Here is a 20,501-nt window from a genome sequence, read left to right on the forward strand (position 1 = left end):
GACACCGACACCGACACCGACACCGACACCGACACCGACACCGACACCGACACCGACACCGACACCGACACCGACACCGACACCGACACCGACACCGACACCGACACCGACACCGACACCGACACCGACACCGACACCGACACCGACACCGACACCGACACCGACACCGACACCGACACCGACACCGACACCGACACCGACACCGACACCGACACCGACACCGACACCGACACCGACACCGACACCGACACCGACACCGACACCGACACCGACACCGACACCGACGCCGACGCCGACGCCGACGCCGACGCCGACGATCGTCTCGTCAAACCGTTGAGTGTTCCGGCGCCGCTCGCGCGCGTTGGCATACTGCTGCGCGGCCAGAATCCGAGCGAGCCCGTGGCCGAGAGGGAGGTGTTCGGCGATTACGAATTCGAGTGTGACTCGGAGCGTGTTTTTGTGCGCGGTAATTCCGTCACACTGACGCATAAGGAGTTCGCGCTCGCGCTCCTGTTTTTCAGGCATTTGAGCCGGCCGCTGTCGCGCTCGCATATCCTCGATGCGATCTGGAAACAGGGTCCCGGCATTCCCTCGCGCTCGATGGACACACACGTGTCGATGGTACGCACGAAGCTCGGCCTGCGTCCCGAGAGTGGTTATCGACTGATGCCGATTTATGGCTACGGTTACCGGCTCGATCGGATCGAAAGAGGAAAAGTCTAGGAGGCGCCATGTTGGCTTGAAGAACATTGCGAATGCGGATTCGATCTGAACGCCTTTTCAAGCGGCTTTTCGTTGCCGGCACACAGCGAAATCAATATGGAGCGAATTTCAAACTCACTACACTAGTTGTGTCGCTAGCGACTCACAAATGCCGTCACGTGGCGATAGGCATAGGTACATCGTTACCCGGCAATGGTTCGGATAGCGAACAGAAAGTCAGCATCCTCGGTCAGCCGATAAACTCGTCGAGAATGACTTCGGCTTTCTCGCCCAGCACGCGTTGCAGCTCAGCGTTCCGATCGCGGCTTCGCATCAGGTCGGTAAATTGCCGATTGTGCCCTCGATCTAGAGCGACGACATGCTGTCGCCGCTACGAATCACGATCCTTTTCTCGGTTCCGACGCCTACATGGCAAATGTAATTGCACGTCCCCGGTCATGGGCAGAAATTTCATGCCTCCGGCTCCGGCGTTGATTGGTGGTGGACAACTTCTGAGTTTGGCTTTCTTCGGTTCTCCCGAGGTCTGCTCGCTTCTGGTCATGTACACATTCGACAAGGACGTGGAAGTGTTGAAACTGGAGGCAGTTGACTACGGATTCATCGCTAACCTCTTCGGAGCCGAGTCTGTTCTGCCCGTAGCAGTCGACTGATGTTCGCCCGGGTTGACATCGACCTCGATGTGCGCCACCATCCGAACCACGCGCACATTAATTGAACTACTAGTTGCATAAAGTTTGGTGATTGAGTGCCGCAGTGTAACCAGGCGCAACTGGTGTTTCCGCAGAAAAACACAACGGAGATCGCAATGCATAACGGAAGTCGAAATTTGGGTGAACAGACGGTCCGCCTCGATTTTGTTCCGAAGGATAGCTATCTGTCGAAGCAATTCCTCGAGCGAGAGAATGAACGCCTATGGCCGCGCGTGTGGCAGGTCGCCTGCCGCCTCGAGGAGATCACCAACGTTGGCGACTACGTGACCTTCGATGTGGCGGGCGAGTCGGTCATCGTGGTGCGAACAGCGGCAGCGGAGATCAAGGCTTTCTTCAACGTCTGCCAGCATCGGGGTCGTCGTTTGACTAACGGCTGCGGTAAAGCTGCGAAGTTCCACTGCGCGTATCACGGATGGCAGTGGAATTTGGATGGCAGCCTCGCGCGAGTGCTCGACCGGCAAGACTGGGACGGTTGCCAGGAAATGACTGACGACGATCTCCGTCTTGCGGACGTGCTGGTCGATACTTGGGGGGGCTTTGTTTTTATCAATATGGATACCCGCGCGGAGCCACTCGCGAAATTTCTCGACCCGGTGCCGGAGATCACGAACTGCTTCGAGTTCGAAAAAATGCGTTACCGCTGGTACAAGTCGATTCGCCTGCCGTGCAATTGGAAGGTCGCGCTCGAAGCCTTCAATGAGGGCTACCACGTCGCAGCGACGCATTCGCAACTGCTCGATATCGTTGGCGACGACGTTACGCGTAGTTTCGCCTACGGCCGCCACGGCATGTTTGGCTACTCGACGGCGACACGTATGATCGGAGCGCCTTCACCGCGAACTGGTAAGCCGATGCCTGAAGACGTGCGCCAAGGACTTGTGAGCTTTTTCCGGGTCATGGAAGAGACGCTGAAGGCTATCAATACAGCTCGCGACTACGAAGCCGCGAAGCGCCTCATGTACGAAATGCCGCCCTCAGGAAACCAGTTCGAAGTGCTCGCGAAGGCATTGGAATTCCAGCGTGAAGCAGCACTTGCCGACGGTGCGGGCTGGCCCGATATTTCGTTCGAGCAGATGGGGCGCGCTGGCGCGGACTGGCACGTTTTCCCGAACCTCGTATTTCTTCCGTACCCGGACGGCGCGTTGTTCTATCGCGCACGGCCTGACGGCGACAATCCAGACTCGTGCATCTACGACATCTGGTCGCTGCAGCGCTTCGCACCGGGCGCGGAGCCGCCGTTGAAACGCGAGTTTTACTATGGAGAAAACGACTGGAAGGAGAACGCGCTTGAGAATTTCGGTCTGATCCTGTGGCAGGACTTCCAGAACATGATTAATGTGCAGCAGGGCATGAAATCGCGTGGCTTCAAGGGTTCGCGGACGAATCCGCAGCAGGAAACAGCGGTGTCGAACTTCCATCGTGCGCTGCGTGAATTCATCGCGCAGGAGGCGTGATGTCTGCGAACTGGGACGTAGTCTACGATTTCGTGGTGGTAGGTAGCGGCGGCGGCTCGATGTGCTCGGCACTCGCCTGCAAGTCGATGGGCAAGGAAGCGCTGATCATCGAGAAGCAGTCGAAGGTGGGCGGGTCAACGGGCTATTCCGGTGGCGTCTGGTGGTTGCCGAACAATCACGTGATGAAGCGGCAAGGGGTGAGCGATTCGTACGAACGTGCGCGCCGGTACTTCGACGCGGCAGTGACCTATCAAGGGCCTGGCACTTCTGCGATGCGACGCGAAGCTTATCTGCGGGCCGGACCAAAGATGGCTGAGTTTCTCGAGCAGCAAGGCATGCAGTTCGTGTATGCGGACGGTTGGTCCGATTACTATGACACGCTGCCCGGAGGGGAGCCGCGCGGTCGCTCGCTGCTGGCGAAGCTGTTCGACGTGAAGGAACTCGGCGAATGGGCGCCGCGTCTGTCACGGTATAAGGGCGCTTCGCTGCCGGCCAACTCTGACGAATACCCCCAACTCTTTCTAATGAAGCGGACATGGGGTGGTAAGCGCAAGGCGATGCAACTCGCCGGCCGCATGCTCTACCAGAAGATCGCCGGCAAGGAAATTGTCGCGAACGGCGCGGCAATTCAGGGGCGCATGCTGCAGATGGCGCTGCGCGCTAACGTGCCAATATGGACAGACACGCCGGTGCGCGACTTGATCGTTGAGGACGGAAGGGTGACGGGTGTCGTCGCCATGCGCGATGGACGGAAGTTGCGGGTGCATGCCCGTGAAGGCGTATTGCTCAATACGGGCGGGTTCTCCCGTAACGCTGAAATGCGTCGTAAATACCAGCCGCAACCTTCTTCTGCCAACTGGACGAATGCGAATCCGGGTGACACGGGCGAGATTCTCCTAGCCGCCATGCGGCTAGGCGGTGCTGTCGATTGCATGGAGGAAGCGTGGTGGGTGGTGACGTCGCTCGGGCCCGGCGAAGCGCTACCAGAAGGTGCACGGGCAGCCGACGGGTCACCGCTCCCGTTCATACACCACCTAGACCTGTCGCTGCCGTATTCAATTATGGTCGATCAGGACGGTGTGCGCTTCTGCGATGAGGCAGGCGCCTACATGGAAATTGGCCAGCGCATGTACGAGCGTCACAAGGAGACGGGCAAAGCTGTTCCAGCGTGGGTTGTCATGGATAGCCGCCAGCGCAGGTACTACCCATGGGGTACCGCGGCTCCCGGGAAGATTCCGAAGCAGTGGCTCGACAGCGGCTACATGATCAAGGCGGAGACGCTCGAAGAGCTGGCTTCGAAGTGCGGCATTGACAGAGCTGGATTGCTCGCTACGGTGCAGCGCTTCAATGGCTTTTGCAGGACTGGCGTCGACGCGGACTACGGGCGAGGATCGCGTGCGTTCGACCGCTGCCACGGCGACCCCACTATCAAGCCTAATCCGAACCTCGGGCCGATCGAAGAGGGTCCTTTCTACGCCGTGCGCATGTATCCTGGCGACGTCGGCACCGCGGGTGGACTGGTCACTGACGAATTTGCGCGAGTGTTGAGAGAGGACGGGGTGCCTATCGCTGGCCTATATGCAACAGGTAATTGCACAGCGTCTGTTGTTGGTCGCTGCTACCCGGGCGCTGGTAGCAGCATTGGAGCCTCATTCGTATTCGGTTACATCGCCGCTTTGCATGCCAGCGGTGTGGAAAAGATCTGGTGATCAAGGGGAAGCAGCATGAATACCTATCAGCCGCCCAGTAGTGACACGCTGGTCGATATCTACCGCCGAATGGCGCTTATCAAGCAGAACGATGAACGCTTTCGTGCTGTTATCAAGTCTGGCAAGTTGGTAATGCCGTATTACTCTCCGCGCGGCCAGGAAGTGATTCCTGCAGCAATGTCAGTATGCCTTAGTGACGACGACTATATTTGCACCATCTATCGTGGCATTCATGACATGATCGCCAAGGGCGTACCGCTCAAGGAACTCTGGGCCGAACTTGGGGGGCGAGTCACCGGGACGTGCAAGGGCAAGGGAGGCCCAATGCACGTCACCCATCCCGCTTCCGGCGTGATGGTGACGACCGGTATCGTGGGCAGCTCGATGCCAATCGCGAATGGCCTCGCACTCGCAGCACAGATTCGTGGCGAGCCGCGCGTGGCTGTGGCTTATTTCGGCGACGGCGCGTCGAACATCGGCGCATTTCACGAGTCGCTGAACATGGCTTCGGTGTGGAAGCTGCCGGTGATTTTCGTGTGCCAGAACAATGGCTACGCAGAACACACGAAGTATGCATATGGCACGTCTGTTCCCAATATCGCGCAGCGCGCCGTGGCGTACCAGATGCCCGGTGTGACCGTAAATGGCAACGATCCGGTCGCAATGCACAAGGTCGCACGCGAGGCCGTCGAGCGTGCGCGTAATGGTGATGGGCCGACCCTTATCGAAGCGAATACGTTTCGATTTCACGGCCACGTGCTAGGCGACGCAGACGGCTATATGGACAGGCACGAAAAAGCCGCGTGGGTCGCGAAGGATCCCGTGCCTCTTTTCAGGCAGTGGCTTATCGATTCGAAGCACGCGAGCGAAGAGCAACTCGCTGCGATGGAAACAAGCCACGAGGCGCAAATTGACGCCGCAGTTGCTTTCGCTTTGGCGAGCGACTATCCGGACGTCGTCGAGCTTCGGCGTGACATTTTCAAGGACGAGGTGCTTGCATGAGTCAGACGGCCACTAACATCAACACGATTCAGGCGGTTAACTTGGCGCTTGACGACGCCATGGCGGCCGATGCGAACGTAATCGTGCTTGGAGAAGATGTTGCTGACGATCAGGAAGGTGGAATTGTCGGCGTGACCAAGGGTCTATCGTCGAAATATGGAAGTTCACGTGTGCGCTCAACGCCGATCTCGGAGCAGGCAATCATCGGGGCGGCAATTGGCGCGTCGATCGTCGGTATGCGGCCAGTGGCGGAAATCATGCTGATGAATTTTACCACCGTGGCAATGGACATGATCGTGAATCACGCTGCGAAACTTCGATTCATGTCAGGGGGGCAGACCCATGTCCCTATGGTCATTCGCACGATGACGGGAGCGGGGTTCGGGACCGGTGGCCAGCACGCGGACTATCTTGAAGCGTGGTTCGCCCACGTTGCAGGCATTAAGGTTGTTGCACCCTCGAATCCGGCTGACGCGTACGGTCTGATGCTCTCGTGTATTCGGGACGACGATCCGTGCCTGTTCATTGAAAACATGCCGTCCTACTGGAACCCGGGCAATGCTCCGGAGCGGGGCGTGCCAATCCCGCTTGGCAAGGCCAACGTGGTGCGCGCGGGCACAGACGTTACGGTTATCAGCTACAGCCGCCGCGTGCAAGAGGTCATGGCTGCGGCAGAGGCGCTCGACAAGAGTGGTATAGCCTGCGAAGTAATTGATTTGCGTACTGTCTCGCCTTTGGATACAGAAACCATCCTTACCTCAGTGGCTAAAACGGGGCGCGCAGTGGTCGTTCATGAAGCTGTGAAGCCATTCGGAGTCGGTGCGGAAATCGCTGCACGCATCTACGAGTCGCTATTCCGCGAACTAAAGGCACCGGTCCAGCGGGTTGGTTCCCAGTTCTGCCCCGTACCGTTCTCGAAGCCGCTCGAAGATGCGTTCGTTCCGGGCGTGACCGAAATCGAGACCGCGATTCGCGCCGTGCTGCAATAACGCCACATTATTCCCCCAATTTCCATCCTGTCATTAGTAGAGCAAGATCATGACCACACAAGTTCTGCTTCCCAAACTGGGATTTTCGATGAACGAAGGTACGCTGGCCGAATGGCTGGTCGAAGATGGTGCAACCGTGAGCGAAGGTCAGATTCTCTATGCACTCGAGAGCGACAAGTCCATTCAGGAGGTTGAGTCGCCGGCCTCGGGCACGTTGCGCATCGTTGCCCAGGTCGGCGAAGTGTATTCCGTGGGCACCGTGCTGGCGGAAATCGTCTGATTGGCCACGGGCCACTACGCTATTCAATAGTCGTTCGAAGAGGCTTCCGCGATGAGTGTCGAATCCGTTGCTAACCGGCCGCAGGCCAATACGAATACAGACCTCGGCGAAACCCGAGCTCCTGCTTTTGGTGCGAATCTGCCGCCGTGGCCACATATAGATTTCGCTGAATACGGCGAGGTGGAGATCAAGCCTGTGCCGCGCATCCAGAAGCTCACAGGGGCGTTCCTGACTCGCAACTGGCTGACGATTCCCCATGTGACCCACCACGACGATGCGGACATCACGCGACTCGAAGGCTATCGCAAGGCGCGCAACGAGGATAACGCGACTGTGAAGCTCACACCATTGGTCTTCCTCATCAAAGCCGTGGTGCGCGCCTTGCAGGAGTTCCCGCAATTCAATGCATCGCTCGACGGGGACGGCAAAAATATCGTCCTGAAAAAGTACTTTCACATTGGCGTCGCAGTGGACACGCGCTTTGGATTGCTTGTGCCGGTGCTGCGCGATTGCGACAAGAAGAGCGTCGAAGAGCTCGCGACTGAACTTGCGGCGATTTCGCAGAAGGCACGCGAAAAGGGACTCTCAATGGCGGAAATGTCGGGCGGCTGCTTTTCGATCAGCTCGCTCGGCGGCTTTGGTGGCACGGGCTTTACGCCTATTGTCAACGCGCCGGAAGTGGCGATTCTCGGTGTGACCAAAACGCGACTGACGGCTGCACCGGCGGAGGATGGGGGCATTAACTGGCGCAAGATGCTCCCCCTTTCGCTCAGCTACGATCACCGCGTAATCAACGGGGCTGACGCGGCGCGTTTCGCTGCATTCATTGGCACCGTGCTGGCCGATCCGCAGGCGCTCGCAGGCTAGAGAACGGTGTGACAAAACAACGACGGGATTGATATGAGAACCCTTGGCGAGATGATTGAGCGAAACGCTCGCTTGCATGCCGACCAAACGGCGCTTGTGTACGCCGAACGGCGACTAACACACAGTCAGCTGGCTGAACGTGCGCGCCGATTTTCGGGAGCACTATATGACCGCGGCTTGCGACGCCAGGACCGGGTTGCGATCCTCGCGATGAATTGCGCGGAGTATTACGAGAGCTACCGCGCGTGCGAGTGGGCAGGCTTCATTCTGGCGACGGTCAATTTCCGGCTGGCGCCCGCGGAGATTCTTTACATCCTCGAGGACGCAGCGCCCAAGGCGCTCGTTTTCGAGGCTCAGTATGCCGACGTCGTGGACGGACTGCGTTCGCAACTGCCCGAGATCGAGCACTACATCTGCATTGGGGACGCGCCGGACTGGGCCGTGTCATTCGAGGCGATCATGGAAGCCGGCCAGGTAGAAGGGCCGCCAATCCGCTCGAATCCGGAAGATTACGCATACTTGATGTACACGAGCGGTACTACGGGGCGTCCAAAAGGTGTAGTGCGCACACATGACGCCATGTGTAAGTCGGCGAGCTATTGCACGCTTGTGTCGGAGTTTTCCGGGAGGACGCGCGTGCTGCAAACCACTCCCGCTTTCCACGTGGGAGGCATTGGTTTTGTGAACTCGGCGGCCTGGGTTGGCGGCACGACTGTAGTGCATCGTAACTTTGAGCCAAAGAGAATGCTCGAGACGATTGAAAAGGAGGGTATTACCTTTACGTTCATGGTTGCCGCTATGCTCCAAGCCGTGCTTGACGAGCCGGAACTTCTGTCCCATGACCTGTCGACGGTCGAGAACATCGTCACTGCGGCGGCGCCGGTGCCACCGCCGCTGCTCGTGCGCGGCATCGAAGTGCTCGGCCCCGTGTTCTCGGTCCAATATGGTATGACGGAAAGCAATGGGTGCTGGCTGCCAGCACATGAAGTCAAGCCGCGCGGCACGCCCGAGGAGATCCGCCGCCTCGCTTCCGTTGGTCGGCCGTGTCCGGGAATCCAGCTGCGAATCGTCGACGATCACGGTAATGACTTGCCGAGGGGCCTGACTGGCGAGGTGTGGTTGCGCTCGGAGACACAGTTTAGCTTTTACTGGAATAACACCGCGGCGACCGTGGAAGCACTCCGCGATGGTTGGTACCGTTCGGGCGACATGGGCTACCAGGACAAAGATGGCTACATTTTCCTCGTCGATCGGAAGAAGGACATGATCATTTCCGGTGGAGAGAATATTTACAGCCGCGAAGTCGAAGATGCATTGGCGGCGCATCCCGCCGTCGTCGATGTTGCTGTGATAGGCGTACCAGATGAGAAGTGGGGCGAATGTGTAAAAGCGATCGTCGTGCTACGGCGCGGCCAGCAAACGAGCGAAGCCGAACTGATTGGCTTCTGCCGCACGCTGATCGCGAACTACAAATGCCCGAAAGCCATAGAGTTCGTTGACGAACTGCCAAGGCTCCCGACGGGAAAAATAAGTAAGGTGATGCTGCGCAAGCAGTTTTCCCAGTGAATCAGCCTCTGCCTCATTTGGAGTGAATCGACTATGGCAAAATGGCTAAAAAGTTCGGAATGCATAGAATTTGATGTGACAGAGCGTGTCGCGCGAATCACGCTAAATCGTCCGGACAAACGCAATGCTATTAACAATTTGCTACTGCAGGAACTCAAAGCAGCGCTGCTCGAAGCCGACGATCTGAAGTCAGTCAACGTGATCGTGCTAGCGGGAGCTGGCCGCGATTTCTGTGCGGGTTACGACCTCGTGACGACCTATACGGACCGCGCAGCGGACGCGACTGGTCGAGCTGAATATCGCGGCTTAATTCGAAGTTTCGACGATGACTGCTGGTCGATGGAACGTCAGGCGGAGACCGTCAATCTGATGGCCGAAATCCACAAGCCGATCATCGCGCAGATTCACGGGAACTGTCTTGCAGGGGGCACGGACATCGCGCTTGCATGCGATATGGTAATTGCCGCCGACAACGCAAGAATCGGCTTTCCCGCCACGCGCGCCAATGGTTCTCCCCCCGCGCATATGTGGTTCTATCACGTTGGCCCACAGTGGGCGAAGCGTCTCTTGCTGTCCGGCGACTCGCTCACCGGTCATGATGCGGCGAAGATCGGTCTCGTCATGGATGCGGTGCCTGTGGAGCAACTCGACTCGGAGGTGGGCGAGCTCGCGCGCCGTCTATCGTTTGTTGACGCGGATCTGCTGACAGCCAATAAGCGCATCGTCAATCTTGGGCTAGAGCTTGCCGGTTCGCACACACTTCAGCGGCTCGCGGTGGAGAACGATGCACGCGCACACCAAAGCCAGGGACCGCGCCGCGCGCAGTTCAAAGCGGACATGGAAGCCGTTGGCCTCAAGGAAGCGCTCAAGCGACGCGACGAGCCATTCGGTGACGGGATGATCCGACTGTATGCCCGCGGCAGTTGATCTGACTGCCGAAGTAAGGCACCCAACTCAAACGAAAGGCCAAACGCCATGGATATTGAATTTAGACTAAACGGTGCAGTCGCGACACTGTGCCTGAACCGCCCCGAAAAGCTCAACGCTCTGACGCCTGAAATGCTGACGCTGATGCTTGATCACCTTGACCGAATCGAACAGGATGCCGAGATTCGTGCGGTTATTCTGACGGGGGCAGGCCGCGCCTTTTGCGCAGGTGCCGATATCAAGGGCAGCGGAGCAGCACCGAAACAGATGAGCGTCGCACATGCGCGTGCGTCAATGGCCTTCTATCAGAAAGTCGCGCTTCGCCTCTACAACCTAAATAAGCCGGTTGTAGCGGCGGTGCGCGGTGCTGCCGTTGGCATTGCCTGGACGTTTGCGCTTTGCGCAGACCAACTCGTCGTTGGGGATACAGCCCAGTTCATTCCGGCGTTTTTGATGCGTGCGACCCTACCCGAGGGGGGGATGGTCCATCTGCTCGCGCGCCATTGTGGGGAGTTTCGCGCGAAGGAGATTATGTATCTCAACCGTAAGCTCACCGGCAAGGAAGCGTTCGATCTGGGGCTAGCCAGTCACTATGTCGAAGACGCACAACTCAACGAGAGGTCAGAGCATCTGGCTGCGGAACTTGCAGCGATGCCGACATTTTCGATCGGGCTTACGAAGCAACTTTTCCGCTCGAATGCAGCCACCATGGAGGAGTTTCTTGCCCAGGAACTGAACGCGGTGGCTCTTGCGGTCAATTCAGACGACGCGGCGGAGGGGCGGCTGGCATCACGGGAGAAGCGAGCGCCAGCTTTCAGGGGGCAATAGAAGGCGTGTGGGCGCGGCGCAGCGGGTCCGGGAAGCTGATATACGAGTTAATAAGAGATTCAGGAATCAGGCATGGATTTCAATTTTAGTAGCGAAGACGAATTGTTTCGGCAGGAAATCAGGCAGTTCTTCAAGGAGAATGCGCCCGCCGACATTTCACGCCGGTGGCGAGTTGGCGTGCATCCTCCTGCGCGCGACGACATTCGCAGATGGCAACGAATACTGCACGATCGTGGCTGGGGGGCTCCTCATTTGCCGGTCAAGTTTGGTGGCACCGACTGGAGCGCGCTTCGCAAGCATATCTTCATGGAAGAACTGTACAACGCCGATGCCATGGACTACAGCTGGCAGTCGACACATATGGTAGCGCCAGTCATCATCGCATTTGGCTCGGATTGGCAGAAGGAGCGCTTCCTCGCGCCAATTCTCAGTGGGGACGAATTCTGGTGTCAAGGGTTCTCTGAGCCAAACGCGGGTTCGGACCTCGCCGGCCTGAAAACGACCGCGGTACTGGACGGCGACGAGTACGTTGTTAATGGTCAGAAGATCTGGACCAGCGATGCGACCATTTCAGACTGGGGATTCTTCCTCGTCAAGACGGACACGACAGTCAAACCGCAACGAGGGATCTCGTTCTTGCTCGTCAAGATGGATACCCCTGGTATCACTGTACGTCCGATTGTGTCGATTGAGGGCGGAAGAGGTCTGAACGAGGTGTTCCTCGAGAATGTCCGAGTGCCAAAGGCGCATCTCGTCGGAGAGCCGGGCATGGGGTGGACATATGCTAAGTACCTGCTTGAGAAGGAGCGTACGACAAGCGCGTTTCTGTACTTCAATAAACGCGAACTACAACGTGCGAAGGACATTGCCGCGGAGGAGATGGTTGACGGTGTGCGACTAATCGATACACCCTGGTTCGCGCGCAAGGTGGCGGATATCGAAGTTGACCTGATTGCGCTTGAATGGTCTGTCCTCCGGATTCTTGCCGAAGAGAAGAGCGAGCGCAATCTCGATGCTGTCGTGTCTGCACTCAAGATCAGTGGCTCGGAAATGCAGCAGCGTGTGACACAGCTCCAGATGGATGCTCTCGGCCCCCGTGTGATGCGCTTCGAGGACCATGCTGAGTCGGATGTCGAACCATTGGTCGACGATTGTTGGCCTGATTACGTGGGTGGTCGCACGTCAAGCTATCTCATCACTCGCGCATCGACTATCTACGGCGGCGCGCGTGAAGTGCAAAAGAACATCATTGCCAAGCTGGCGTTTGGACTTTAGTTATGGACTTCAATTTCTCCGAAGAACAATTGATGTTGAAGGATGGCGCAGAGCGCTATGTCCAGCAGGAATATGGATTCGACGCACGTGCGCGCATTGCGGCCGGGCAAGAGGGTTTCAGTCGCGAGCATTGGAGCGCCTACGCCGAGCTTGGCTGGCTCGGGCTAACCATGCCTGAAGACGTTGGTGGACTCGGGTGTTCGTTTGTCGAGACGGCGATCGTGATGGAGGCGCTTGGCCACGGCTTGGCGCTCGAGCCAGTAGTGCAGACGGCGCTGCTCTGCGCAACGATTATCGAGCGAGGCGACGCCCAACATTTGCGCGGGACCCTGCTGCCTTCCGTGATCGAGGGTAAGCTCCTGCTCTCACTAGCCGATAGCGAAGCGGGCAGCAGATATAAGGTGGGGTGCACTGCGAAAACATTCGCACGCAAGACTGCGTCGGGTTACCTGATTAGCGGCGCGAAGACGCTCGTGATTGCCGGTGCTTCGGCAGACGCGCTGCTCGTGACTGCACGAGTTGACGACGAGTCTCAAGGAACGGGTGTCTTTCTCGTCGACCGTCGCACACCCGGTGTGACTTGGCGACCGTACCAATTGCTCGACGGCTCGCGTGCCGCGGATTTCGATCTGCACGACGTTGAGGTCGGTGAAGACGCATTGATCGTCGGGCCGCAGCGTGCAGAAGCGGTACTCACGGAAGCAACGGAGCTTGCCATTCTTGCGAGCGTGGCGGAGAGCCTAGGCGTGATGGAGGCCGTCATGACCATGACAGCGGAATACATCAAGGGGCGCTCACAATTCGGCCAGCCCATCGGTAAGTTCCAAGCGTTGCAGCATCGCATGGCCGAGATGTTCGTCGCCACGCAGGGGGCGCGCTCGATGCTGTACTGCGGGATTGCGCACCTGAAGAGGCCGGCGGCCGAACGCAGTCGCGTTATCTCTGCGGCAAAGGCCGTCGCCGGGCGCGCCAATCGGTTCGTTTGCGCGCAGGGCATCCAGTTGCACGGTGGGATGGGTCTCACGGACGAATATCCGGTCGGGCACTATTTTCGCAAGATGAGCATGATGGAAAAGATGTTCGGCGATATCGATTTTCACCTCGAGTGCTTTGCGGAGCGCAGTCGGACATAGGTAATGGCACAGGCTGGCCGCCGGCGCTCGATATCATACTAATATCGGCGCTTTTGAATTTGATATGAGGGTTTTTCTGCCGGCTTCTAGCGCAGATACTGCTCTTAAGGGCGCATCTTCAGCAGCGCTCCCCACAATCAGGAGAGATTTCATGGAAACGTATCAAGGGAAAATCTACGACGCAGACACGCACTTTTACGAAGTCGAGGATGCATTCAGCCGTTACTTGCCCGAGAAATTCAAGAAAGACTGGTCGCTGACTAGTCGCGTCATGGCAGACGGTAACCGCTGCATGTATGTCGGCGATCGCAAGGTGGAAATCAGCGAGGGCTACTTCTCGGCAGATGGGCATGTGCCGCCGCCGGGCAAGCTCCACGAATGGCTGCGCGCGATGAAGGAAGGTAAGGACAATGTCGACATGCGCGTTCCCCCGACACCGGACATGTATTCCCGCGACGCGCGCCTTAAGAAGATGGACGAGTTCGGCGTGGAGGCGTGCACGATGTACATCGGCGAGATGGTTTCTTGTCTTTCGTACCTCAGTGAGCCTGTCGCTTCGAATGCGGTCCTGCACGCATACAATCGTTGGATGCTGGACGACTGGGGTTTCAACTATCAGGATCGCATCTACACGACGCCGGTCGTCACACTGGACGATCTCGATACGGCTGTCGCCGAGGCCAAGTGGCTCGTCGCAAACGGCGCGCGCGTGGTCCTGATGCCGATGGGACCGGTCAACGGTCGCTCACCCGCTGATCCGTACTTCGATCCGTTCTGGTCGATCCTGAACGAGGCCGGTGTGCGCGTCACGTACCATGTGTCGGAAGCGATCTACATGAAGGATCATATGGCAGTGTGGGGCGAGCCGGTGCAGCAGTCGCGCCAGCGTCAAACCGCGTTTCTCTGGATGCATGGGTATAGCGAGCGTCCAGTGATTGAAACACTATCGTCATTTATCTTTTATAACTTCTTCGAGCGTTTCCCGCGTGTCAAGCTTTGCAGCGCGGAAAACGGAGCTGAGTGGGTGCCGTCTATGCTTGTCAAAATGGACAAGTGCCGGGGGATGGCAATGAATGGTTACTGGCCGTGCGGTCAGCTGAAGAAGCGACCGAGCCAGATCTTCAAGGAAAACATCTTCGTAGTCGCGTATCCGGAAGATGACCTTGCACAGATCATTGCTCAAACGGGTTCGTCGGACTACCTGTTGATGGGCTCTGACTACCCGCATGCAGAAGGTGTTCCAGAACCGAAGGACTTCGTTCCGGAAGCATGTAGTGCGCTCTCCGAATCGGACACGCGCAAGATTATGTACGAAAACGGTCGTCGGTTTATTCCGTTGCAAGTTTGATTGAAACGATGCAGTACGCAGGGCGAGCGTCGAGCCGCGCCCTGCATTCGCACGCGAGCGCGAACGCGAACGTAGTGTGTGGCAACGGCTGCAGAAACTTCTGCGGTGCCGTGCCGCCTTTCCCTTGTGAAAAAGTTAGCCATGAATATTTCGGACTATAAGGCGCTAGTGCTCGAACGCGACGGTGGCGTGCTGACTGTTACGTTCAACCGCCCAGAGACGTTGAACGCGTTCGATGAGCACATGGATATCGAGCTGTCACGACTCTTTCTCGATATCACGGAGGATCCCGAAACCCGTGTCGTGGTGTTGACGGGCGCGGGGCGTGCTTTTAGCGCAGGCGGCGATATCGAGATTATGCAGAAAGTGATCGACAATCCGGCGTTGTTTCTCGAAGGGATGCAGCGCGCGAAAAAGATCGTCTTTTCCATGCTCGATTGTCCGAAGCCGGTCATCGCGAAGATCAACGGCCATGCAATTGGCCTTGGCGCGACGATCGCGCTGTTCTCGGATCTGAGCTACGCGGCCGACCACGCGAAGATTGGCGATCCGCACGTGAAGGTCGGTTTCGTGGCTGGCGATGGCGGCGCGGTGATCTGGCCGCAGCTAGTGGGTTACGCGAAGGCCAAGGAATACCTCTTGACGGGCGACCTGGTCAGTGCAGAGGAGGCGGCGCGGCTGGGCCTCATTAATCATGTCTTGCCGGCTGACGAACTGGATGCCGCTGTCGACGTCATGGCGAAGCGCCTCGCGAACGGCGCTGCGCGCGCCATCCAGTGGACCAAGGCGTCGATCAACATCGGGTTGAAGCAACTGGCGCATTCCATGCTCGACGCGTCGATTGCGTACGAGGCGTTGTCGAACCTGACAGAAGACCATCAAGAGGCGGTCAACGCGTTTCGCGAAAAACGTGAGCCGGTGTTCAAGGGAAGTTAAGAGTATTCAGCGTTCGGCGTCTGTGGATGGGGCGCCAGGCGCAACAAGGGAGCGATTGGATATGCAGCGTGTAGTGGTGGTGACTGGAGGATTCGGGATACTGGGGCGTACTGTGGGCCGTGTGTTTGCGGAGAACGGTTGGACGGTAGCGCTAATTGACAAAGCGCCGGTACCAGAGAGTTTAGGCACCGAGCAACTGCACGCTTCGTGGTGGCGAGGCGGGATCGAGCTCACTGACCTGGATGCGGCGCGCTCGGCTATTTCGGCAGTTGTTGGTCAGTTTGGCAAGCTAACTGCGATCGTCAATGTAGCGGGGGGCTTCTGTTGGGAAACGCTAGCGGAAGGGAGTCTCGAGACGTGGGATCGGATGTATCAGATGAACGTGCGTACGGCGGCAACAGCGTCGAAGGCTGCGCTCGACTACTTTGTCGACGGTCCGGATGGCGGGCGCATCATCAATATCGGCGCTGGCGCAGCGCTCAAGGCAGGCTTGGGAATGGGGGCGTACACGGCCTCAAAATCGGGTGTAATGCGTTTAACCGAGGCGCTAGCTGAAGAACTCAAGAGTCGTTTCATCACGGTTAACGCAATCCTGCCGGGCATCATCGATACGCCCCAAAACCGCAAGGATATGCCTGATGCTGACTTCGCCCGGTGGGCGCGGCCAGAGGAAATTGCGAATGTTATCCTCTTTCTCGCGTCGCAGGCGGCATCGGGAGTAACCGGTGCGTTGATTCCGGTCACAGGGCGGATGTAGCGGCGAATCGCCGCGGAATTTGCGGCACGGCTCACAGGGACGCGCAAGGCCGCGGCGAACGTCATATCATAGATTTGCTACGAATCTTAACGGCTGTCGCGCGATACTTCCAGGCGGTCATTAGAAGCCGATGGATTCTTTCCGACCTAAGTTTGCGCTCTTTACGCGAGGTCCGCACTGCGAGGTGTACTTCGGGAGCACCAGTGATCAGCGTAAGTAGATCCCGTGCCGCGTTCGCAGGATCGTCGATATCAATCAGCCCGTTGGCTGCCGCGGCGTCCAGGAAGTCCTTGAGCGGCTCAAGCATTGTCTCTACGAACTGCAGAAACTGCTTCGCAATGTCGGGAAAGCGTATCGCCTCGCCAATGACCATCCGGGAAGTGTGCACGCTATCTGGAATTGCCATGTACTCGACGAGCGCGTCGATCAGCGCAGCAAGGTTCGTCGAGAAGTCGCGATCCGGGTCAAGGTGCTGAGCGATCTTGCCTCTTAGGTCGGCCATGCCGCGCCAGACGATGGCACGAAAGAGTTCTTCCTTCGTGCCGAATTGGCGATAAACGGTCGTCTTGCTGACGCCAGCCAGAGCGGCAATTTTGTCGACCTTGGCGGACCCGAAACCTTCCATCATGTAGACGGTCTTGGCTGCATCGAGTAGCCGCTCGCGTAGCTGAAGTGCGTCGTCGTGGGTGGGCCGACCAGCTGCTCGGGGCTTGCCCGGCGTAGCGGGCCGCGAGCCTCCGTCGGGAGCGAGAACGGTCTTAGGTTTGGACATTGATGAGTTTTTGACGATGGAATCAGGGCACTAGTTTACTGATGAACCCATGGGTTGCCAACACCGTCGCCCTCTGGGGCGAGGAGCACGTGCAATCCTGTCTTCGTCTGCTTCAAAGTTGGTAAGAGTACGAACAGCCTGACCACCGAAGTCTCTTGAGACCACCTGCCTCCTATAATGCAACTATATGTTGCATTATAGGAGGCGCAGGGCTAAGCTAATCGCGATGGCGACGCCTTGGTGAGGCGTATGGAAAAAGATTCCGAGCACGCACCCGCGCGAACTTTCTGGGTGGCGATTGACAAACCTATTCAATTACAGCATGCCTATTCCAAAAGAGTTTCATCAACGTTTGAGCGGCAAGATTGCGATCGTGACTGGCGCAGGGTCACTCGGCCAGGGTTTCGGAACTGGCAAAGCCATCGCCTGTCTTTTCGCGGCGGAGGGCGCATCAGTTTGCCTCGTTGATCAACAGTACGAGAGGGCCGCGGAAACGCTGGAATTGATCACGAATTCAGGTGGCCAAGCCTTCGTTTCGACGGGTGATATTACTGACGGTGCAGTCTGTGCGCGCATTGTGGACGAGACGGTTGAGCGATATGGTGGCTTGGACATACTCGTGAACAATGTTGGGATCTCGGGCGCACCGGGGCGCCTGCAGGACGTTGATGAGGCAGCGTGGGACCGCGTGATCGACGTGAATCTGAAAAGCGCATTTTTGATGAGTCGTAGTGCGGTCCCGAAGATTGTAGCGAGAGGCGGTGGTGCAATCGTCAACATTGGTTCTGTTGCCGGCATACGTAGTCACGGGTCCGCGGCGTATGGTTCGTCGAAGGCCGGCATGGTTGGATTCACGCGGGAACTCGCAGTGATGTATGGCCACGACCGTGTGCGGGCCAACGCCATCGCGCCAGGGCACATTTTCACACCAATGGTCGAAAGCATGCTTAACGAACAGGCCCGTCAACGCCGTCGCAAGATCGCACCGCTTTCCCTGGAAGGTGATGCGTGGGACGTTGCAGCTGCTGCACTGTTCTTTGCAAGCGATGAGTCGCGATTCATTACCGGTACATGCTTGCCCGTGGACGGTGGTGTTACCCAGATCGCAGCGCTTGCAGCATACGATCTGGTTCATCAATAGTCGCCATATCAGGCGAGTGCGCCGGCACGCAAACGGAACATACCGGCCGGCAATGTGCTAGCGCGTATCCGAGAAAGGATAAACGGCTCCGGCTGGTTAGCATCCGGTCATATTACGTTCGAAGGACGTATCGCACACTCGACTTTGTTGCGCTTAACTGTGATCACCGCCGGCTGTGATACGTTATTCGTTTACATATATTCTCAGCGGTTGACCATGGAGATGCTGAGCGGGCGCAGGAGCGCGGGTGCTATGGTGTCGCGTCTGGGCATTCGTATGGAAACGAGGGGCAATTGCGCGACACGAAGTAAGTGCTGGCGGAGCTTGTTTGTTGAGGGAGTCGTATATTCGGAGATCGGTGGTTTCAATGAGTAATTCATCACTTCATCCAACTCGTGAGACGGAACGACGGAGAGTGCTAGTGACCGGTGCAGCGCTGCGCATTGGGCGCGCGCTTGCTCTTGGGTTTGCCTCGCGAGGTTGGGATGTGGCTGTGCACTGCAATGAATCTGAAGATGCCGCTCGCACAGTCGCACAGCAGATAGTTGCTCTCGGCAGTAGATCTATTGTCTTACGAGCTGACCTGGAAAAGGAAGAAGAGGTTGCTGAACTGATTCCAAAATGCGTCAAATCTCTTGGCCGACTGGACTGCGTTGTGAACTGTGCGTCTAGATTTGAAGAAGACACAGCTCAAACTTTTGGGTTCCCACTTCTCAATAAACTCATGGCGATCAATTTGGCCGCGCCGGTTTTGCTTGCCCGCGCGCTATACGAGTCCATTCCGACTGGCGCAGTCGACGATGAAACAAAGCGCGGCGTCGTGATCAATGTTCTCGATCAGAAGCTGTTCAACATGAACCCGGATTACCTGTCGTACACCGCCACCAAGGCTGCTTTGGGAAACGCAACGGTAGCTTTGGCGCAGGCGCTGGCTCCGAAAGTACGTGTAGTAGGATTGGCGCCTGGATTGACACTCGTGTCTGGCGAGCAAACCGACGAACAATTCGAATACGCACATCGGCGGACACCGCTTGGGCGGGGATCCCGATTAGAAGATATTGTGGAGGCCGCCATCTATCTCGCGGGCGCGAGGGGTGTCACAGGGACAACGCTGGTCGTTGACGGCGGCCAGCACTTAGTATCAAATCACCGCGACGTGATGTATTTGCAGCCTCATTCGAGCCGAAATACGATTTCGTAAAACTCGAATGTCGATGCCTCAATAACACGAACTATATCGGGTATACGGTGGGTTGCAAGGCGCTGTCACTGTAAAAGCGTGAAGGCCTGTTCCTTATGGCGAATTACGTGATTGCGAAGAAGCTGTTGCGCTCGGGCCAATCGGAGAATATGTCGAGTCAATAGAAAGCGCGAGTAGTAGGAGCGAATACGAGAAAAAAGCATCTCGATTCAGGTCGAGTTATTTCCTCTTTCCTACATTTGCAAGCTATCTCGAGCGGAATGCCAGCGATGCGTTCTTTGATTGGAATTTCCCTGGTGTGCTGAGTCAGAAATATGGCACCAAATATGCGTGATGTAAGTTTTAGGTTGCTCGCAGTGCTTGCAAAATCGCGCACCTAAAAACCGAAAACGCACCGAAGGAGAAAGGAATGAATGCACGAGAACGTTCCTTACGTTCGCAGGTGGAGAAGTGGCTTGCACCAATTCCATCTGTGCCGGTTCGCGTAACACGCTTCAGCCGTGTTCGGTCGAGTCAGTGGTGCTATGTGCGTGTAGAGGTAGATCGGCCGACAGGCCCGGTTGGGATGTTCTTCTTCCGGCACGGCGACGGTACGTGGTGCGTGTTCCCGCCTGAACCGAATCGCTTGGTAATGGGCGCGTGTTAGAGTGCGAGCAATTAGGGGGTGCGCTAGCCGCGACCATACAAAGGTCGGAAAACGAATAATTCAACGGGCTAGTATCGAATCGGTACGGAAAAAGGTGACGAGCGATATGAACCACGCGGAGAAGCCGGCGTTCTAGCCGAGGCAAGCCTCATTAATCTTCTACATCTGCGGGAGCGCTCCCGACGGAGACCGTCCGCAGGATTGTAACGCGCTCGCGCCTCCGGTGCAGTTTCGGTT

19 protein-coding genes are annotated in these 20,501 nt (G+C 57.4%); 18 read left to right on the forward strand and 1 reads right to left on the reverse strand.

The genetic code is table 11. From position 1 onward, the window contains the following. The 16 genes from BO1_RS61565 to BO1_RS40625 all read left to right on the forward strand — a co-directional run. Nucleotides 1-723 (forward strand): winged helix-turn-helix domain-containing protein (locus tag BO1_RS61565; RefSeq protein WP_245644034.1); only part of this gene is annotated, 723 nt, incomplete at its 5' end. Nucleotides 724-1,175: 452 nt separating this feature from the next. Further along, a complete protein-coding gene (locus tag BO1_RS40555; RefSeq protein WP_156992675.1) occupies nucleotides 1,176-1,373 on the forward strand; it encodes a hypothetical protein in 198 nt (65 codons plus the stop codon). Nucleotides 1,374-1,528: 155 nt separating this feature from the next. Further along, on the forward strand, nucleotides 1,529-2,887 hold the full coding sequence (locus BO1_RS40560; protein ID WP_028222456.1) for an aromatic ring-hydroxylating oxygenase subunit alpha: 1,359 nt from the start codon (nucleotides 1,529-1,531) through the stop codon (nucleotides 2,885-2,887). Beyond that, nucleotides 2,887-4,596, forward strand: a complete 1,710-nt coding sequence (locus BO1_RS40565; RefSeq protein WP_028222457.1) for an FAD-binding protein — start codon at nucleotides 2,887-2,889, stop codon at nucleotides 4,594-4,596. Before BO1_RS40560 ends, BO1_RS40565 begins: the two co-directional genes overlap by 1 nt. A 15-nt stretch (nucleotides 4,597-4,611) precedes the next feature. Beyond that, a complete protein-coding gene (locus BO1_RS40570) occupies nucleotides 4,612-5,598 on the forward strand; it encodes a thiamine pyrophosphate-dependent dehydrogenase E1 component subunit alpha (RefSeq protein WP_028222458.1) in 987 nt (328 codons plus the stop codon). After that, on the forward strand, nucleotides 5,595-6,587 hold the full coding sequence (locus BO1_RS40575; protein ID WP_028222459.1) for an alpha-ketoacid dehydrogenase subunit beta: 993 nt from the start codon (nucleotides 5,595-5,597) through the stop codon (nucleotides 6,585-6,587). The genes BO1_RS40570 and BO1_RS40575 overlap by 4 nt, the downstream gene beginning before the upstream one ends. A gap of 49 nt (nucleotides 6,588-6,636) precedes the next feature. Then, nucleotides 6,637-6,867 (forward strand): biotin/lipoyl-containing protein, encoded by a 231-nt coding sequence (locus BO1_RS40580; protein WP_028222460.1) that lies wholly within the window; start codon nucleotides 6,637-6,639, stop codon nucleotides 6,865-6,867. Between the two features lie 51 nt (nucleotides 6,868-6,918). Then, complete coding sequence (locus tag BO1_RS54870; RefSeq protein WP_084688667.1) at nucleotides 6,919-7,734, forward strand: 2-oxo acid dehydrogenase subunit E2; 816 nt, start codon at nucleotides 6,919-6,921, stop codon at nucleotides 7,732-7,734. A 33-nt stretch (nucleotides 7,735-7,767) separates the two neighbouring features. After that, nucleotides 7,768-9,300 carry a class I adenylate-forming enzyme family protein gene (locus BO1_RS40590; protein WP_028222461.1) on the forward strand — a complete coding sequence of 511 codons (1,533 nt, stop codon included), beginning with the start codon at nucleotides 7,768-7,770 and terminating at the stop codon, nucleotides 9,298-9,300. A gap of 33 nt (nucleotides 9,301-9,333) precedes the next feature. Next, nucleotides 9,334-10,227, forward strand: coding sequence for a crotonase/enoyl-CoA hydratase family protein (locus BO1_RS40595; RefSeq protein WP_028222462.1), 894 nt, complete (start codon nucleotides 9,334-9,336; stop codon nucleotides 10,225-10,227). Nucleotides 10,228-10,275: 48 nt separating this feature from the next. After that, the gene (locus tag BO1_RS40600) at nucleotides 10,276-11,055 is read left to right on the forward strand and encodes an enoyl-CoA hydratase/isomerase family protein (RefSeq protein ID WP_028222463.1); all 780 of its coding nucleotides are present in this window, start codon (nucleotides 10,276-10,278) and stop codon (nucleotides 11,053-11,055) included. A 72-nt stretch (nucleotides 11,056-11,127) separates the two neighbouring features. Further along, the gene (locus tag BO1_RS40605; RefSeq protein ID WP_028222464.1) at nucleotides 11,128-12,330 is read left to right on the forward strand and encodes an acyl-CoA dehydrogenase family protein; all 1,203 of its coding nucleotides are present in this window, start codon (nucleotides 11,128-11,130) and stop codon (nucleotides 12,328-12,330) included. Between the two features lie 2 nt (nucleotides 12,331-12,332). Then, a complete protein-coding gene (locus tag BO1_RS40610) occupies nucleotides 12,333-13,463 on the forward strand; it encodes an acyl-CoA dehydrogenase family protein (RefSeq protein ID WP_028222465.1) in 1,131 nt (376 codons plus the stop codon). A 151-nt stretch (nucleotides 13,464-13,614) separates the two neighbouring features. Further along, nucleotides 13,615-14,811 (forward strand): amidohydrolase family protein, encoded by a 1,197-nt coding sequence (locus tag BO1_RS40615; protein WP_028222466.1) that lies wholly within the window; start codon nucleotides 13,615-13,617, stop codon nucleotides 14,809-14,811. A 141-nt stretch (nucleotides 14,812-14,952) separates the two neighbouring features. Continuing rightward, complete coding sequence (locus BO1_RS40620; RefSeq protein WP_028222467.1) at nucleotides 14,953-15,747, forward strand: enoyl-CoA hydratase/isomerase family protein; 795 nt, start codon at nucleotides 14,953-14,955, stop codon at nucleotides 15,745-15,747. 61 nt (nucleotides 15,748-15,808) lie between these two features. Beyond that, nucleotides 15,809-16,504: an SDR family NAD(P)-dependent oxidoreductase gene (locus BO1_RS40625; RefSeq protein WP_028222468.1), complete on the forward strand. Its 696-nt coding sequence runs from the start codon at nucleotides 15,809-15,811 to the stop codon at nucleotides 16,502-16,504. A gap of 61 nt (nucleotides 16,505-16,565) precedes the next feature. Here the strand turns inward: BO1_RS40625 and BO1_RS40630 are convergent, their stop codons facing one another. Next, nucleotides 16,566-17,276 carry a TetR/AcrR family transcriptional regulator gene (locus tag BO1_RS40630; protein WP_028222469.1) on the reverse strand — a complete coding sequence of 237 codons (711 nt, stop codon included), beginning with the start codon at nucleotides 17,274-17,276 and terminating at the stop codon, nucleotides 16,566-16,568. Nucleotides 17,277-17,574: 298 nt separating this feature from the next. Here BO1_RS40630 and BO1_RS40635 point away from each other — a divergent pair, with 298 nt between their 5' ends. Both BO1_RS40635 and BO1_RS40640 read left to right on the forward strand, forming a co-directional pair. Beyond that, on the forward strand, nucleotides 17,575-18,417 hold the full coding sequence (locus tag BO1_RS40635) for an SDR family NAD(P)-dependent oxidoreductase (protein WP_245644036.1): 843 nt from the start codon (nucleotides 17,575-17,577) through the stop codon (nucleotides 18,415-18,417). Nucleotides 18,418-18,784: 367 nt separating this feature from the next. Continuing rightward, nucleotides 18,785-19,618, forward strand: coding sequence for an SDR family oxidoreductase (locus BO1_RS40640; protein WP_028222471.1), 834 nt, complete (start codon nucleotides 18,785-18,787; stop codon nucleotides 19,616-19,618). The last annotated feature ends 883 nt before the right edge of the window (nucleotides 19,619-20,501 follow it).

This window comes from Paraburkholderia oxyphila NBRC 105797, from assembly GCF_000685075.1.
Classification (GTDB): Bacteria; Pseudomonadota; Gammaproteobacteria; order Burkholderiales; family Burkholderiaceae; genus Paraburkholderia; species Paraburkholderia oxyphila.